The 17,619-nt window shown below is 44.9% G+C and carries 16 protein-coding genes; 4 read left to right on the top strand and 12 right to left on the bottom strand.

The window, feature by feature from the left end; translation table 11 throughout:
- Positions 1 to 17: 17 nt before the first annotated feature.
- From J7E85_RS34945 to J7E85_RS25505, 12 genes are all read right to left on the bottom strand, one after another.
- Positions 18 to 1,139 carry a glycosyltransferase family 4 protein gene (locus tag J7E85_RS34945; RefSeq protein ID WP_215162821.1) on the bottom strand — a complete coding sequence of 374 codons (1,122 nt, stop codon included), beginning with the start codon at positions 1,137 to 1,139 and terminating at the stop codon, positions 18 to 20.
- A gap of 28 nt (positions 1,140 to 1,167) precedes the next feature.
- Positions 1,168 to 2,265, bottom strand: a complete 1,098-nt coding sequence (locus J7E85_RS25555) for a glycosyltransferase family 4 protein (protein WP_215162820.1) — start codon at positions 2,263 to 2,265, stop codon at positions 1,168 to 1,170.
- Between the two features lie 30 nt (positions 2,266 to 2,295).
- On the bottom strand, positions 2,296 to 3,621 hold the full coding sequence (locus J7E85_RS25550) for a lipopolysaccharide biosynthesis protein (RefSeq protein ID WP_215162819.1): 1,326 nt from the start codon (positions 3,619 to 3,621) through the stop codon (positions 2,296 to 2,298).
- Positions 3,622 to 3,653: 32 nt separating this feature from the next.
- A complete protein-coding gene (locus J7E85_RS25545; RefSeq protein WP_215162818.1) occupies positions 3,654 to 4,805 on the bottom strand; it encodes a glycosyltransferase family 4 protein in 1,152 nt (383 codons plus the stop codon).
- On the bottom strand, positions 4,802 to 5,587 hold the full coding sequence (locus tag J7E85_RS25540; RefSeq protein WP_215162817.1) for an SGNH/GDSL hydrolase family protein: 786 nt from the start codon (positions 5,585 to 5,587) through the stop codon (positions 4,802 to 4,804). The genes J7E85_RS25545 and J7E85_RS25540 overlap by 4 nt, the downstream gene beginning before the upstream one ends.
- Position 5,588: 1 nt before the next feature.
- Entirely contained in the window at positions 5,589 to 7,013 is a 1,425-nt protein-coding gene (locus tag J7E85_RS25535) for an O-antigen ligase family protein (RefSeq protein ID WP_215162816.1), read from the bottom strand.
- Positions 6,992 to 7,918: a glycosyltransferase family 2 protein gene (locus tag J7E85_RS25530; protein WP_251036043.1), complete on the bottom strand. Its 927-nt coding sequence runs from the start codon at positions 7,916 to 7,918 to the stop codon at positions 6,992 to 6,994. The genes J7E85_RS25535 and J7E85_RS25530 overlap by 22 nt, the downstream gene beginning before the upstream one ends.
- A 20-nt stretch (positions 7,919 to 7,938) precedes the next feature.
- Positions 7,939 to 8,637 carry a sugar transferase gene (locus tag J7E85_RS25525; protein WP_215162815.1) on the bottom strand — a complete coding sequence of 233 codons (699 nt, stop codon included), beginning with the start codon at positions 8,635 to 8,637 and terminating at the stop codon, positions 7,939 to 7,941.
- A 7-nt stretch (positions 8,638 to 8,644) separates the two neighbouring features.
- On the bottom strand, positions 8,645 to 9,544 hold the full coding sequence (gene galU, locus J7E85_RS25520) for a UTP--glucose-1-phosphate uridylyltransferase GalU (RefSeq protein ID WP_430204366.1): 900 nt from the start codon (positions 9,542 to 9,544) through the stop codon (positions 8,645 to 8,647).
- 292 nt (positions 9,545 to 9,836) lie between these two features.
- Entirely contained in the window at positions 9,837 to 10,478 is a 642-nt protein-coding gene (locus J7E85_RS25515; protein WP_215162814.1) for a CpsD/CapB family tyrosine-protein kinase, read from the bottom strand.
- A complete protein-coding gene (locus J7E85_RS25510) occupies positions 10,459 to 11,211 on the bottom strand; it encodes a YveK family protein (RefSeq protein ID WP_215162813.1) in 753 nt (250 codons plus the stop codon). Before J7E85_RS25510 ends, J7E85_RS25515 begins: the two co-directional genes overlap by 20 nt.
- 357 nt (positions 11,212 to 11,568) lie before the next feature.
- A complete protein-coding gene (locus tag J7E85_RS25505) occupies positions 11,569 to 13,536 on the bottom strand; it encodes a glycoside hydrolase family 55 protein (protein ID WP_215162812.1) in 1,968 nt (655 codons plus the stop codon).
- Positions 13,537 to 13,778: 242 nt separating this feature from the next.
- Between J7E85_RS25505 and J7E85_RS25500 the strand changes: the two genes are divergently transcribed.
- From J7E85_RS25500 to J7E85_RS25485, 4 genes are all read left to right on the top strand, one after another.
- Positions 13,779 to 14,249 carry a VanZ family protein gene (locus J7E85_RS25500; RefSeq protein WP_215162811.1) on the top strand — a complete coding sequence of 157 codons (471 nt, stop codon included), beginning with the start codon at positions 13,779 to 13,781 and terminating at the stop codon, positions 14,247 to 14,249.
- A gap of 84 nt (positions 14,250 to 14,333) precedes the next feature.
- The gene (locus J7E85_RS25495; protein WP_215162810.1) at positions 14,334 to 16,283 is read left to right on the top strand and encodes an asparagine synthase-related protein; all 1,950 of its coding nucleotides are present in this window, start codon (positions 14,334 to 14,336) and stop codon (positions 16,281 to 16,283) included.
- 16 nt (positions 16,284 to 16,299) lie between these two features.
- Positions 16,300 to 16,425, top strand: coding sequence for a paeninodin family lasso peptide (locus J7E85_RS25490; protein ID WP_114149298.1), 126 nt, complete (start codon positions 16,300 to 16,302; stop codon positions 16,423 to 16,425).
- A gap of 102 nt (positions 16,426 to 16,527) precedes the next feature.
- Positions 16,528 to 17,451, top strand: a complete 924-nt coding sequence (locus J7E85_RS25485) for an aldolase (RefSeq protein WP_215162809.1) — start codon at positions 16,528 to 16,530, stop codon at positions 17,449 to 17,451.
- The last annotated feature ends 168 nt before the right edge of the window (positions 17,452 to 17,619 follow it).

The raw sequence follows: 17,619 nt of genomic DNA, 5'->3' as shown, positions 1-17,619 counted from the left end.
TACACCACAGCTAAGCCTTATTTCTTTAAATGTTGAATTGCTTTCTGATAACATTCCAGCCGGTTTCTCGCTGCATTATCCCAAGTAAATACCTGTGCCGTACGGTATGCATTGTGGCTAAGGTGCCGCAATAATACCGGATCCTGAATCAACTTCTCTAGAGCAAGAATCATTTCGTCAACGTTTCGCTTCGGTATGACAAGAGCATCCATGCCATCCGTCACAATATCGGCCGGACCTGCCGTGTCCGTCGTGATTGGAGCAAGGCCGCACGCCATGCATTCGATCAACGTTTTCCCAAATCCTTCCGATAGCGTTGGAAATAGCTTAATATGATATCCTTTTAACATGCTGGGTAACTCACTGTGTTTGTATGAAGGGATTACCTTAACCCTTTCCCTTACTCCCTCGTCGAAATCGGATAGCACGACTTCCTTCTCGCACCCTGTTCCCATAAAGGCCACCTCAACTTGAGGAAACTTGCCAAGAATAGCATTTAGGGCCTTGGTACTGTAAGAAATACCCTTCCTATGAATGTAACTGCCTACCTGGGCAATTCGGATCACCGGCATGTTCTCTATCTCCATATCATCGAGCGGCAGATTTAACAAATAACTTGGTATCCCGTTAAAAATAGCGCTGATTTTGAACGTTTCTTTCCCTAGTTGATTCTGTACGAAAATTTTATCTTCGGAATTAAGAACAATCGAAAAGTCCGATCTTCTAAATGATTTCGATACCTCCCAAATCCGGTACCCGCCCCAGTAAATAAAATATTTTTTGCTAAGCGACAAATTGCCCAGCCGATTCTCTTCCAGTATTTCTTTATGAGCCAAGTGTTCAAGTCCATGACTGCTTGAGACGATAACAGGGCGTTTTTTGAAATATGATAGTACCCAGCTGTCTCCGGAGGCAATATCCAGAAGGTCGTAATCTTTCCAGCTCGATAATTTCGACGCCAGCTTCCATGGAAAGATGATTTTATCCAGGATTCCGCCGTTAAACACTTTAAAGTCGTCCATGAAATAAGTATCTACGTGCACGCCTAGATTCCTTAAGGATTCCGCAATCGCCAATCTGGTTCCTGATACACCCGAGTTCATATTATGATTAGAATTTGCAATCATGGCTACTTTCACGGGATTCACTCCAATTATTCAATCGATTTTATTCCATTCCATTCATTTCTTCTCTCCGACTGCTCATTCGGTATTTGTCACTCAGAAGATCCTCATAGATCTCTATCGTCTCTTTCGCTACACGCTCCACTTTATAAAAATCCAGCCCCTGCCTGGCAGATCTTTTGTATTTTTCACGGAGTTCCTCTTCGTTCAACATGTTTAAGATAGCCTCTGCCAGCTTATCCGGAGTTTTTGGTGGTACCAGCATCCCCGAATTGCCGAAATCCAGCGCCTCTGGTATACCATCTACATCAGTTGCGATGATGGCGCAGCCCGATTCCCTAGCCTCGAGTAACACTAACGGAAACGGATCTTTATGGGAGGCCAAGACGAATACCTCAGACGAACTCATGTATTTTTTGGGGTCTGTCTGAAACCCCTCAAAGTGAATTCTGTTCCGGCTCGATGATTGCGTAGCCATTGTCTTGAATCGTTCTTTCTCCGGTCCGTCCCCCACAATATACAATTCCGATTCCGGACATTGCCCGGAGACAATATTAAACGCTTCGATAAGATCGGCTATGCCTTTGCGTTCATTCAACCCGGCAACCGTAACAATGGCACGCCCCTTGAGCGAGATCCCTTCCATTCGTTGATTTCTCTTGCTTCCGATCGTACCGTTAAGAACAACTCGAAGTTTTCTTTCGTTGACCCCCCGATTGGCCATCGATTTGGCTACCGCCTGACTTACTGCGATAACCGTATCACCTACTTTCATGTAATCGGCGCTCTTCTGAAATTCATTATGAACATGCGTAACGATCTTGTATTTACGGAACCCTTTGGAATACCGTGAGAGCAAAGCCCCAGTCATCATGTGCGCGTGAATAATATCCGGCTGGAACCGTCTGACGATGTTCTGAAAATGAAAAAAAGCCTGCAGCATTTGCATCGGCTTTCTTGTCTGATCCAGGTTATAATGCTCTATGTTATGTTGCCGCAACAAAGCTAAATATTCGCCGCCCTCAGATGCCACAGCTACCTTATGTCCCAGCATGGACTGCTCGCATGCTACGTCGATCATAACATTCACAATTCCGTTCCCCGATTGTTTGATATGATTGGCAATATGCAAGATATTCAAATGATCACCTCTCCTTATGGTCTGCCGCTATTACGTAGATTCCCTGCTGCGTGCTTTTTGTTTACGTATACGATCAAGCAGCCAAAGGAAATCGTTTTTCGAAATGATCCAATGTTGAAAAGTAACTTTATGCTTTAAGGTATAGATCAGAAAAATAACCGTCATTTCTATCAATGATGTTGCAAGTAAGGATATCGCCGCGCCTTGAATTCCTAAACGTGGGATGAATAGATTCATTAATATAATATTCATTCCAAGCGTAGTGATACGAATGATGGTTACCGATCCAGGTTTACCAATGGACATAAAGCCTTGAGCAAGAATCCACGATATGCTGGTTACGGCCGTTTGAAAGATCAGAATTCGGAAAACCGTAACAGCCTCCAAAAACGATTTCCCGTACAAAAGAATCAGAAGATAAGGGGCGACCACGTAAACGACTGCACCTACTACAAAGGTTACGACCGTACTGATTCGAGTGACCTTAAAAGTCAAACTCAGAGCCTCTGCCTGCTGAAGCCCCGAGGCCTTAGGGAACAAGACCGAGGTAATGGCACCCTGAATCGTATTCAACATCTTCGCTAGGTTAAGGGACACGACATATAAGCCCAAACTGCTAGGAGACAATAAGCCGACGACTAAAATCTGATCGATGTATCCAGAAAAGGTTCCTGCCACATCCGTCCCATACGATCTGATCCCATACCCAAGCAGTTTTTTTCCAGATTCAATCTTGTTCTTCTGCTTCATCTTGTAATGAGAGATCAGTTTATACGTTGTCCATACGGCAATCGGAATGACTGGAAAGAGGTACGCAACCGATGTGAAGAAAGGCGTAACATGACCCGTTACAACAAGAACGCAGAGCAAGATTAATGTGCCAAGTACCGGAATGTATCGCATGAAATTATAGAGATGGTACTCTTCTCTAGATTGCAGGGCCGCCGTATTGACCGTTCCAATCATGGCAATGGGCGACATGACCAGTGCCCAAACTGCAAATTCAATCACTTCGTCGGAATACCCTTTCATCCAGTACGGAATGATCACGGCACCGATTCCCATAGCAGCACAACCGAGCAGTACACACATGTACAACGCCGTTACATAAAGAGAACCCTGATTCCCTTCCTTTTTTTTCATGTAATACACAAGTGCAGCCGGAATCCCCAGCGTTAAGGAGTAAGCTAAGAATCTGGGCCACATAATCATGGCAGCTTGTTCCCCTCGTCCCTCTGGGCCTAAGAAACGTGCGATTATTATCCCTGTCAACACGTTTAATCCAAGGATAAATACGTTGGACGCAAATATTTGGACAACGTTTCCTAAACTGCCCCAATTCCTTCTTTGTTTCATTAAATTAGTGATAGCCATTCATTCTTATCCCTTCAGGCCTGGTTACCGGTCTTGAATTTTAAATTCGAAGTTTTATAAAACAGCTGCATGTATTTGCTGGACATAAGCTCCCAGGAGTTACTTTGCGCGTCCTCCCTTGCCTTCCGTGCCATCAATTCCAGCAGCTCTCGGTCAGAACTTAGGTCCCTAAGCGCCTGTATTAATGCAGAGGTATCGTCAGGGTCCTCGATGATGACGGCAGATTGATTGGACAGAAGTTCAACAGCTCCGCAGCGATTGCTTGTGATTACCGGCAATCCCGAGGCCATAGCCTCCAATATAACGAGCGAAAACGGCTCGTACCTCGAAGGAAAAATAAATAAATCTGCTAGGGACATCATATCTGCTACGTCCTGCCGGTATCCCAGGAAATGAACACGGTCGCTAATTCCCAATTCTTGTGCTAGCTGGGGATATGGACTTTTCTCGACGTATCCAAGCACGATGAGCTCGATATCCTCAACATTGGCCAGGGCTGCCAACACCGTATCCAAATTTTTTCGTTTGGACTTCAAATCCCCAGCAAACAGCGCGTAGGTTCGCTCAACTGCCAAGTTAAAATCGGCTCGATTCACTGTTCGCGGGTAGAATTCGTTCAGGTCAACACCGTTGGAAACCACGGAGATACGGTGTGCTTGTATATGGGCATCCTGCACCAGCTCCTCCTTGACCTGTTCCGATACCGCTACAATTTGCCTTGTTTGCTGTAGGGCAAGACGTTCCAATAAGGCATTTAGACCGTTATAAATGAACTGGTACAAGCTTTTTGCATTTTTTTGCTCCCGGAAAGGATGATACGTAGACCTTATCCATGCACTATGAACAAAATGAATGCAGTTAATGTCGGAGCGGGCGTAAGTAATAAAACCATTCACAACAACGAGATCTATTCCTCTCTGATGCGTCCATATCCAGATCGCGGAGTACAATGCGAACCACTGATACTTGAGCAGGATAGTTGGAATCCAGCTTGTTCCTATCTTTACCCATGTGATTTGCGGATGAGCTCTGAGCTCCTCTGATAACTCTGAGGATATTATGATAACGTCATGTCTTTCCTTCACGGCTTCGGTAATGACCTCATAATTGACTCTTCCCTGTCCGTCTCCTTTCTTCACCTTGTGTGTAACGAAACAGATCTTCATCGGCTTACCTCTCTCAAAACTTGGTTATATTCCAATAGCGAATATTGGACGACAGTCTCCATGAGTGCCTCGGCAATTTTTTCATGGCCTTTCTCGTTCGGATGAAAGCGATCTTTGAAATAATCGCTCCATCGATGGAGATGTCTCGAGGAGTCACACATAAAAACTCGTTTCGTCGACCTGCTGTCTTCGTAAATATCTTCTAATACCAATCGATATTCCCGCATCGAAGCGGAAGACCCCGGAAAGTATTTCTCTTCAATATCTCCAGGAGCGAGAAATATGATTTTGGTATGTTTGTTGCGATTAAGCATGTTTAGAATAAACCCCGTTGTGTGCAGTTTAAAATCGTCTATACGCATCCATGGCTTGCCGCCAAAAGCTTTAATAAGAGCAACCTTTAATCTCCACCTTAATCCAGACTCCAACATTTCCAGCCATCTTCTGGACCTCCGTGTCGAATAGTATGGTCTCGGATCCATCCATCCGGGCTTTCTCCACCTCTTCGGCATGAACCTGAGATAATGTTTGTGCTCTCTCACGATAGATTCTGTAATTCCGTGGGCAAACACGATAATATCAGGTTGTAATTCCAACAATTTATCTTCGTACTTCATTCTGGTTTCGTGAACCTGCATGGCACTAGCTCCAAAATTCATGATTTCTATCGGTTGTGAACTCAAGGACTGCAGTTTCTTCTGTAATAGGTTTGCATAAGTCTTCCCAGACCTACTGACACCGAGTCCCTGTGTAATGGAATCGCCTAAAAATACGATTAACATTTCATATTCCCTCCCGATTTGAGGACGTTGGCACATATGCAAGCGAAATGATCAGCAACAAAATATACCCGCTAAATCCACTCAAAATATTGCTTGCCATTAATAGAAATAGAACTGCGCTGATGGCTGCAAAGGAAAGCGGGGAATAGACCTTTTCGGTCCTGCTCGACTTATAGAGATACACAAAGAGATAAACCAATAAAATAACCACCGCTAACCCCAATGGCAAACCAAAAGTATAAAATATGTTCAAGTACCCGTTATCAAACGCCACCAGCGTGTCTGAATTTTGGGTTAATTTCGCTCCAAGTCCCGAGCTCCCAAGCCCCATTCCAACGGGATTAGCCATAACTGCCGAGAATATATGGGTGGAAAATTGGAGTCGCTCATTAAATGAGTGATCATCTTCCAGGGAACCAAATGTATCGATCCGGGAAGTCACTTGACTTGAACCCGGCAGAACAGGAAGTACAATCTGATAAGCAAGCACAATGACGATCCCCAGCATAAGCAGTTTCATTTTGCTCTTTAGATGGGAACGGATAAAGTAGGCAACAATCATAACTGCATAAGCAATCCAACCTACACGAACCAGCGTCAGGAGGAGGGCGAAAGCCACGATCAAGATTCCAACTACTCCGAACGCTCTCCATCTCTTTTGAACCGTCATGACGGCAAGCGCCAGAGAAAGAAACACACCCGCTGGCCCAGGCGAATTCAACAACGAAAACACGCGAAATTTTTGAGGTTCTGGAAGGCCTATTGATTTCATCTCGGAGCTGATCATCCAAAATTTATCCCAGGGAGGAAGAGCCAGGTATTGATAAATCCCATATGCGGCAACGATAACGGCAAGATACCCCAAGCTTCTAAGCCATTTATCTCGGACATCCTGATCGAAGCGGCATACATTGACGTAAGCCAGAACCAAGAATGGAACAACATAATTCAATAAATCAAAAACGGATGAAAATCCATATTTTAGGAACCCAACACCAAATCCATAGATCAGGGCAACACCCATGATTTTCAGGAGTAGCCCAATTCTTCTTTCCAATTGCTTGATATTCTTGATAATCGGGATTAACATAATCAGGCTTATGCAATAGGGAATTAGCGAGATAATGGAGGTGTTGGTGTAGGACTGAAATGACCAATCGAGCAGTCGCCTCATTTCCGGGCTCATGACCCACATCAAGAGCGAGTATGGCACCAATGCATGGTGGCGTTTAAAGTAAATGTGCAGCGCCATCATCACACTAAGAAAAAGCAGCGTAAATTCTAGGAGCCTTATATGGAGCGATCCGATTGAGCCAACAATTCCAACCATGGCTCCAAGAACAATGACACACGCCAGCACTAAGAGGCGATAAAACAATCGTCCCATAGCGGTTCGCGTACCACTTATTCCAAAGATTCTCTCCATGTTCTCCAACCATCCCATCTGCCTTTAAAGGCCAACCTTACTTTTTTCAACGCTATGTTTTTTTGAAGGGGTAATAGTCGTATACATTGGAAGACACCAGGTGTAGCTTTGCTCCCTACGGTAACCACCCAAAATAAATATAGCGCCCGGTTGATCATGCCCACATGCTTTAACACCGAATAAGTTTCATTATGTACCGCATTTATAAAGGCGGTCTCATTGAAGTCGTTCCGCTGATCCTCGTCAAATCGTTCAGCCGGAAAATGATCCACACATACCTGAGGATCATATATCAATTTCCAGCCCTTCTTCTTAACGGCCAAACTAAACTCTAGTTCGTTATGGACTTGAGCACCTGTTCCCTTCAATTTCTCGTCAAACCTCAAGCCTTGAATAGCCTCTCTTCGAAAACTCATATTAGCGCCTTTCAGAATATCAACTTCCCGCACCTCTCCTATGCCTACGTGATGATTCCCGATGATTCGCCCGTAGGGTTTGATAATGCCAACCTGTCTTTTCCCGGCCGGAATAGGGGTCCCCCGGAAATGCACGACGTCCCTACCCCCAACACCTCCAATATCAGGTTTCGACAGATAATGATGTTCCAGCTTTTCAAGCCAATCGGCATGGGGAACCGTGTCGTCATCAGTTAATACCACTATCGTGCCAGTGCTTTGCTGAGTTCCGGCATTCAATGCAGCGATCACACCGGTTTGTTCAATGAGCACCATTTTGACGTTCTTAATATTCATCAAGGAAAGATGCTGCAATGTCTGATGATCCGTATTTCTTATAATAAGAATGATTTCGTCAGGATACCTTGTCTGCCGCTGAATTCCTTCCAGGCATTTATGAAGAGCTTCTACCCGTTTATAAGTCGGAATGATGATGCTAATCATGTTCATTCTCAAGACACTCCATCATTTTAATAGGCCGAATTCGGAAATATCATAACTTTTACTGTTCGGAACATGACCTTCATATCCAGCCAAATTCCTCGGCGTTCGATATATTCCAAATCCAAAGCCAGCATTTCATGAAAACTTAAGTTATTTCGTCCACTCACCTGCCACAAGCCCGTACAACCCGGGCTTACCTTCAATCGCAGCTTATCATAACTGCTGTACTGCATTACTTCTCTAGGCAATGCCGGCCTTGGACCTACCAATGACATCTCTCCGCGAACGACATTCCATAGCTGCGGCAACTCGTCGATACTCGTCTTGCGAATAAACTTCCCGATTTTCGTAATCCGAGGATCTTCCCTCATCTTAAACATGGCACCATTAATTTCATTCTGTTCAAGCAGTTTATCAAGCAACTCCTCTGCGTTGGACACCATGGAGCGAAACTTGTACATTCGAAACGGTCTTTCGTTTTTTCCGATACGAGTTTGATAAAAAAAAATAGACCCCTTTGGGTCTTCAAGCTTTATAAGTATAGATATGACTAGAAAGAGTGGCGATAGCAAAACAAGTCCAAAAAGCGCGAAAACAAAGTCCATCCCTCTCTTAACCGTCAAATACAGGATTTTGGATTTTTGATCTTCCACAGCATATTGTGCATATTTCGAAGACCCTTCTAAAACAGCGTCTGCTTCGTTCCGTTGCGGACTGGGGTACATCTTTCGTTCACCTCATTAGTGATTTATTTTGCTCAAGTGCTCTCTCAAGAATCGTCTCCATACCTTGAAGCAGCGGTTTGCGAAGCTCATCATTTTGCAACGCAAAGTCAAGGGTAGTCATTATAAAACCAAGTTTTTCGCCAACATCATACCGTGTCCCTTCAAAATCGTAAGCATATACGCCTTGGGTCTCGTTCAGTCTTTGTATCGCATCTGTCAGCTGAATTTCTCCACCGGCTCCCTCCTCTTGATTCTCCAGAAACCCAAAAATTTCAGGGGTTAATATGTATCTGCCCATAATTGCCAGACGAGATGGCGCTTGGCCAGTTGGTGGTTTCTCGACAAAATAATCCACTTGATATAATCGGTCCATTCTCTCCAGAGGTGCGACGATGCCGTAACGATGCGTCTGTTCGTGAGGAACGATTTGCACCCCGATCACAGATTTCTGCATCTGTTCAAACTGCTGTGCCAACTGTTGAATGCAAGGTGTTTGGGATTGCACAATATCATCCCCAAGTAGCACGGCGAACGGCTCATTGCCAATGAAATTGCGGGCGCACCATACAGCATGCCCAAGTCCTCGAGCTTCTTTCTGGCGTATGTAGTGAATATCAACATTAGAGGATCGACGCACTTCGTCAAGTAAATTGAATTTACCCTTACTGAACAAGTTATGCTCAAGCTCGAAGGCGTGGTCAAAATGGTCTTCAATGGCTCGTTTGCCTTTGCCCGTCACAATGATAATGTCCTCGATCCCTGATGCTACCGCTTCCTCCACGATGTATTGAATGGTGGGCTTATCTACTATCGGGAGCATTTCTTTCGGCATTGCCTTCGTTGCAGGCAAGAACCGCGTACCCAACCCTGCTGCAGGGATAATTGCTTTTTTCACTTTCTTCATCATCCATTCACTCTCCAACTCTATTTATAATATGGTTACAAATCCCCGAAACAGTGACTTTTTAGCAGAAGGACTTAGCTATGCCCTCTTCGGTTTGAAAAGGACATAACTAATACTTCTAATAAGGGCATTCAACCCGTCCTCACGTCACACCCTCGACAATGATGTCTAAGGTCTCCTGGGAGACCCACAGCGTGACCGAGTGTCTACAGTGATATAGGTGCAGTAGACATTACCTTCTGATTCTGGTTTGACAGCCTTTCTATGATGAAGTGAGCAGCCCATTATTCAAAGCCTAGATGACCCGATTTAGAACAATACCGAGCATCCGAGCGTTTACATGATCCAGCTGTTCCTTCGCCTTTTTGAGATGGTCTTTTTTCACCTTTCCAGCAGCAGCTACCATAATGACACCATCACACAAAGAACCTACAATCACGCTGTCGGACACCGAAAGCACGGAGGGCGTATCAACGAGAATGACATCATATTGATCCTTCAATTGACTCAATAACTCCCGCATACCCGAAGAATCAATTAATTCTGATGGATTAGCAGGGACTGGGCCCGAAGGGAGAAGAGATAAATGATCAATCGTTGTCTCCTGTATGGCATCCTGAATACTAACGTGACCCGTCAGTAGTGTACTCAAACCTTGATGATTCAATTGGGAGAAAACACGGTGTAATGAGGGTTTACGCATATCCGCATCAATCAGGAGCACCTTCTTGCCTTCCTGCGCGTATGTAACAGCCAGATTGCTTATTGTTGTGGTTTTACCTTCTCCGGGCTGGGAAGATGTAACCATAACCGTCTTTAATTCCTGATCTTTGGAGAAAAACGGAATTTTCGTTCGAAGGAGGCGATATACTTCCGAAACCTGCGATTTGGGGTTATGGGACACAACAAGACTTATGTCATTGATTGAGCGTCGCATATTGATTCTCACCTACCTTTTGTTTTTGAGCGGCTTTCACTCTCGCGGATTTCCGCAGATCACCTTTGCTAACCTTACCTACCACTGCAAGTACCGGAACATTCATAATTTCCACAATTTCGGCTTCGGTCTCGAGCGTATCGTCAAGATAATCCAAAAGAAATACAAATCCGATCGCCAGTATGAGCGAAACGACAAAACTGATCAGCATGTTCATGAATGGGTTAAAATTGATCGGGGCGGGAGTAACCGTTACATCTGCCTCGCTTAATATCGTGATATTATCCACATTCATGATGTTCGGAATTTGCTCCTTGAACACGGTTGAGACACCATTAACAACCTTCGCTGCCTTGGTATAGGAAGTATCCTGATATACCAGGTTCATGACTTGCGAATTGTTGGCGGAGGTAACGGAAATCTTCGCTGCCAGTTGGGCAGGACTCTCTCCCAGTTCCGGATATTTCTCAACCACCTTGTTCATAACGGCGGATGACTTGATAATCTCCTTATAAGAATTAATTAGGAATATACTGGTCTGGATGGTACTTGCATTCAGGGTAGCTGCTCCATCTCCTGACGATTGGTTAACAATAAGCTTAGCGTTTGCTGCATAGATGGGTGTCGTGAAATAGAAACTTTTAACACCTGCAACTGCCATTGCGATAATGACAATAACCGCGATTAACCACCATTTCTTCTGAACAATTCGAAAATACTGTTTAAGTTCCATGCCGTCGCTGCCCCCTGTTAATTCGGAATTTATTTATTGGTTGTATTGGAATCCTTTCGGGTGAGATGACATCCTTGTCTTCAAGCTTGGTTGATACAATTCGTATACAATTTATATTCCATAATTTACGATACACTTTGTATCATGTCAAGGTTAATTTTCATGTATTTTCAGGAATAAAGACACATATTGTATCAACGAAAAGACGAACATTTCATTGTTAGCGCTTACTATTTATTAAGATTCCTTGGTTTCAACCTTGAAGGCAGCTGTCATCTCATCCAATAAAAACAGCTCGTTGATAAGACTATCAACGAGCTGTTCCCTGGGGGCATTGCTATATAGTAGGGCCTGACATCATGCTTGCGTAATTTGCAAACTGCCATTGGCAATCGAGAGACGATACCTGGCATTGGTTACGGAATCTGTTAAAATGATGCCTTTTCCGGATCCGCCGATTTCAAGTGAATCGGTTATATAGCTATGAGGATACGGAGAATAGGAACCGATATGATCCCAAGTTACCATAACTCCTGCAATATAAGTCTCGCCTGATTTCGGAATAAACCCTATGCTGAAATCATGCAGCAATCCCGTTTTACTTGCCATTTCCCTCCCCCGATGATGTTTCCAACTCTTCGTCCTCCATGTCACGGCATCGTTAAAAATATACTCTGCGTTCTGAGCTGAAATGCGTCCGATCGACTTATATTGGGAACCACTTTCATATTCCGTTTCCATTATGAAATATTGCATTGCAAGGTTTCTGTTCGCGTCCCCCTGGTAGGGTAAGGCCGAAGCATTGAATTTAATTTTTACGCTTGGAGAATGCACTCCATCAGGCGTTACCCTCAAAATGACAGGCTGGTTACCAATCACCTGCTTCATCTCATTCGAAATGGGAACCGGTATCTGATCTGCCGTGACAAGACTGAGAGAGCCGCCGTTTGACACCGTCCAATTGGAGAGCATCTCCGGATTCAAAAGCAAATTCGGCGCTGAAACCGGCATAAGCGCTCGATGCTCTCTTTCTTCCATACGTGCTCGTAAGTCAACTGTTTTATAAAGAGGAGTTACTTTCCTTCGGATAACCATATCCGTGATGACCAAACCACACAGATCAGACTCCTTGTCACCCGTCAATGTATCGATATACGCCGAGCCGATAGCTCCGGAAGCAGAGGATTTTCTTAACGCTCCAAGATCATCATTGAATGTGACAGGAGCCGTAATCGTCCCGAACCAAGCCGCATACTGCTGCTTCTCGCCGGGCACTTTCAGTTCATCCGGTAACGGAAACTCCCAGTTTCCCAAGTTCCCGGAATACGTTGGCACCGACCAGGAGAACCCAAAGCCAAACATCCGCAAATTAGAGGTTGCGGATTTCGTCAGCAATTTGATAGCGGCTTCTCCACATTGTTCAAACTGAGCGCTGGTGTAGATCCCGCTTAATCCTCGGACAGAGGAGGCCTGATTGTACTCATCAAGTCCGCTGTCAATGCATTGATAGATGGCATAAGGCGAGAAGCCAAGGTGCGTCCGGTGAAAGTGGGCATCAAAACCACCGCGATGACCTGCATTTAACAAGGTGCCTAGCATGATTCCACAGAACGCACCAGATACTCCTCCACCCTGATAAAAATAATCTCCGGAATTTATTCGACAGTACACACCTATTAATCCGTTCCAGGTGCAATCGTACGAATAAACATGGCCATTTGTGCTGTTAAGCAGCTGACCAACTTTTACTCCCGAGGTTCTGACATTTCTGAAAATAGGTGTTGCTTTGCCCGCTACTTCTATTGCAGCGGTTCCCACAGCAAACATGCTATAGCTGCTTTGGTCAAATCGGTCTTTATTCACCCAGGCCGCAAGGTTTCTGGAGTTGTAATCGGCAGTACCGGTAACCGCAAAATCCTCAAAAACGGCCTTGTCGCCGGAACTGCGTATTCTAATGCAAGGAAGCAGATCAGTTGACATGTCTATCGGATCCCAAATGATTCTAGTTCCCATTTCCCCACTATCCACATAAGGAGCGATGCCGAATATCCCTCGACTGTTATTCTCTATGGTTTGCCTGATTCGATAGGTACCAGCCGGCACAAACATCTTATAACGCTTTTCGCACACACTCATAGCTGCCTGAAAAGCCGCGGTATCATCAGCTTCCCCGTCTCCGACTGCCCCAAACCACTTAACGTTGATTCCATGACTCTTCATTTCCTCATCCAACATAATAAAATTGGAACTTAACTCTTCAGGAAGTATCGGATCTGTAGATGACCATGCATTCATCTTCATATAATTCGTTTGCTGTTTCGCCATACTGATCTCCTCCTTGCTAACTAGTGGAAAAACTATTCCGTAAACGCTTAGCAAAGATGCCACTTAAGACAGTAACCTTACTCCTTTATCAAAACGGGCCATTATTAATCTTGAAATAAATCTACAGCTGCTATAATATACAACCTTAGTTAGATACATTATGTATCAACGGCCACTTCTGTTCCTGCAATTTATAAGAATGTACCCAATATTGAAGCGCTTTTATGAAAAGAGGCTCTCCTATGCGCATCGTTCTTACGATTATCTGGGCTCTTGCCCTGTTTATCTTCACTTGCTCCGTTAACTTCAATCTGCTGATCCAATATCATATTATTGATTTTCAGCTTAATCCCAATCCTGATTGGTCGGAGTTGTTAAGGCTTGATTTCCAATGGGCTAGCCACGACTGGATTTTGCGGAAAATAGGTCATTTCATCGGTTTCTTTATACTCGCTCTGCTCGCTTCAAATTTCGGTAAATATAAGTCGGCTTTTTATTTATGTATCATCTACGCCGCCTTAACGGAGATCCTCCAGCTCTTCTTCTTCCGGGGTGGCCGGATTTATGATGTGATTAACGACGCCTTCGGTGTTCTCTTGGCTTATTTTTGCTGCCTCATCCTGTTCCGTAAAAGCTCCAGGCAGAAACGAAACGTTAATCTTGTTATTTCAACCAATTCCAATCATCCAAAACACGAAGAAAAAAAACATTGATACGTATTGTATCATGTTATATAATGACTACGATACAATAGGTATCAAGTAGTGATTGTTCTGGTCCAATTGGAGGAAATTCAAATGAGTGCTATTGCCGGTATTTATCGTTTTAATGGGGAAGCGGTCCAGTCGGAACACGGCGGACTTATCATGGAGGCTTTGAGGCAATACCCGGCCAACCAAAGCAGGTTATGGGACATGAATCACGTCATGTTGGGTTGTCATGCACAGTGGATTACGGAGCAATCCGTCCATGAACGTTTACCTTCCTACGATTTGAACCGGGGGCTTGCCATAACGGCTGATGTCATTATCGACAATCGCGATGAATTAATGGATCAATTGCAAGTACCGCATCATTCAAGGCAACATATGACAGACAGTGAAGTTCTGCTCCTTGCTTATGAGAAATGGTCCGAACGAATGCCGGAACGGTTGGTCGGGGACTTTGCTTTCATCATTTGGGATGAGAGAAAGCAGCTCCTCTTCGGAGCCAGGGACTTCTCAGGCGCGAGGACGCTCTATTACCATCATAATGAGCAGCAGATCTGCTTCTGTACGGCCATCAATCCTTTATTTTCATTACCTTTCATACATAAAGAGATCAATGAAACATGGTTGGCTGAGTTTCTGGCGATCCATGGCGTTTTTGAACCGCCGGACGTATCCACTACGATTTACAACAACATCCTTCAGCTACCGCCATCTCATAAAATCATCATTAAGAATGATAACGTATCGGTTACCCGATACCATAGCCTCTCGGATGTCATTCCTTTGCAATTGGCATCATCAGAAGAGTATGAAGAGGCTTTCCGGGAAGTATTCAACAAAGCCGTTACCGCACGACTTCGGCGAACGAATCGAAATGTCGGAGCTCACCTTAGCGGAGGATTGGATTCAGGTTCGGTGGTTAGTTTTGCGGCCAGAGCGTTAGAGCATGAAAACCGTTCGCTACATACCTTCAGTTACGTGCCAGAAACCGGATTTGTGGATTGGACGCCGAAGCACAGGCTTGCAGACGAGAGACCTCTCATTAAGCAAACGGTACAATTCGTGGGGAACATTAACGACCACTATTTGGACTTCTCCGGAAGAAGTGCTTTCACGGAAATCGATGATTGGCTTGACATCCTGGAGTCTCCATATAAGTTTTTTGATAATTCGTTTTGGCTTAGGGGCATTTTCGAGCATGCAGAACAACGAGATATCGGGATTCTGCTTAACGGAGCCAGAGGAAATTACAGCATCTCTTGGGGACCTGCGATCGAATATTACACCAAACTCCTGAAGAACCTCAAGTGGCTTCAGCTAACGCAGGAAATTAAACGATATAGCAGGAACGTCGGTGTGGGTCGCAGACGGCTATATTCCATTGTCGGTCGTAAAGCTATCCCGGTATTGAAACAGCGAAGCTCTTCTATCGCTTCCGGCGATTTCCCACAATTAATCAATTCCGACTACGCCAAACGAGTGGGTATTTATGAGAAACTCCATGACCTTACGTTTACGGGAATCGGCTCCACAGACGATCTGCCTGACGACCCTTTGGAAGCGAGAAGAGTGCATTTCGAAAGGGTCAACATGTGGAGCGCAACCGGTACAAGTAATTGTAAACTTTCTCTTCGTTACTCTTTATGGAGCCATGATCCCTCGAATGATCTAAGGGTTATCCGTTTCTGTTTATCAACTCCCATAGAGCAATTCGTTCAGAAAGGGATGGACCGTGCTTTAATTCGTCGTTCTACGAAAGGCTGGCTCCCTGACTCCATCCGTCTCAACCATCGAACAAGAGGGATTCAAGCAGCAGATTCAATCCACCGAATGCTAAGTGACTGGCCTGTGTTTTTAGCAGAACTGGACCGTGTATCCCACGATTCCCGAATGCAGCAGATCATCAACATGCCTGTCATACACGATGCCTTAGCAGAAGCCCGCCAAGGGATCAGCCCGAATCAAGCCTACAATCCCTCCATTAAACTGCTTATGCGCAGCGTAATTTTGTATCGATTCCTACAAAAAAATTTCTGAAAGGAGGTGAATCTATATGAAAAAGGAATGGAGCGTACCTGCTTTGGAGGTTCTTGACATCAAAATGACCATGGCTGGTCCTGGTAGTGCGATTCCGGATGCAGTGCAACCGGATCCGGATGAAATGGTTCACACCAGCTAACATATAAAGTCATCATGTTCTGATAAAAAGAGCCCCTATACGCCTGATCGGGTATATGGGCTATCTTTTTTTATTCGCATATTAATCATTGGAGTGAGGACCATGCTTCAAACGTTTAAGCCAACCGCATATAAGGCCTTCGGGTTTTCCATCCATAGTGACATTCCCCTGCATGAGTTACAGCCCGTTGTCCTCCCGGATGCTTTCGCCGATATTGTCATCCGTTATGCTGATCTGACCGAAAGATGGATTGGAAGACCTGATAAGTCAAATAAAACATTCATATGTACCGAAGATATGGTCATGTTCAGAGTACCTGAACTCGCTGTTTTTGCAATAGAGGGCGGGACGACCATTTCTGTCTCCCCAGAGAAGGGCGCTGCAGAGGATAAAATCCGGCTGTACGTGCTCGGATCTTGCATGGGTGCCCTTTTATTGCAGCATAAAATACTCCCCCTGCACGGCAGCGCGGTAGTCATCGACGACAAGGCCTATGCTTTCATCGGCCACTCCGGACACGGGAAGTCGACGCTGGCCTCTGCCTTTCTGCAGAAAGGATACCAATTGGTAACGGATGACGTCATCGCTGTAACGCTGGATCAGCAAAATACTCCTTATGTAACGCCAGCTTACCCTCAACAAAAGCTTTGGCAAGAAAGCCTCGAAGTTTTTGGAATGGACTCCCGTCATTTCCGACCTTTGTTCGATCGTGAAACCAAGTATGCCATCCCCGTCTCATCCCAGTTCTCCAACAAACACCTGCCGCTGGCTGGCATCTTTGAGCTCGTTAAGACAGATTGCCGTCAACTGCATATACGTGCGGTTGATAAACTAGAGAAGCTGCCACTGTTGCATCGTCATACCTATCGAAACCAACTTCTATCCGGCAGCGGATTAACGAAGTGGCATTTTGACATCACAGCGCGCATGTCCGGCAGTATGGCTATGTACCAGATTCAACGTCCATTAAACGAACATACCGTGCACCAGCTAACAGCCTTGGTCTTAGATACCATAAGTGAGTAATCGTGAACTTCATGGGTCGTTTATCGAATCATATCCTTCAGCCCTCAAACACCCTCCATTACATATGCCCCTCTATTAAGAATCCCCAAACGACAGGTTTGGGGATCATTTCACTATTCCACAGCTCAGCTCCGACAAGCCAAAGCCTTTGTCCGCGTTACACCCTTT

The sequence above is a fragment of the Paenibacillus sp. ISL-20 genome, assembly GCF_018613005.1.
In the GTDB taxonomy this organism is placed as follows: Bacteria; Bacillota; Bacilli; order Paenibacillales; family Paenibacillaceae; genus Paenibacillus_AQ.
The sequence above is the reverse complement of the archived record's forward strand: the minus strand, read 5'-3'. Positions and strand labels throughout refer to the sequence as shown.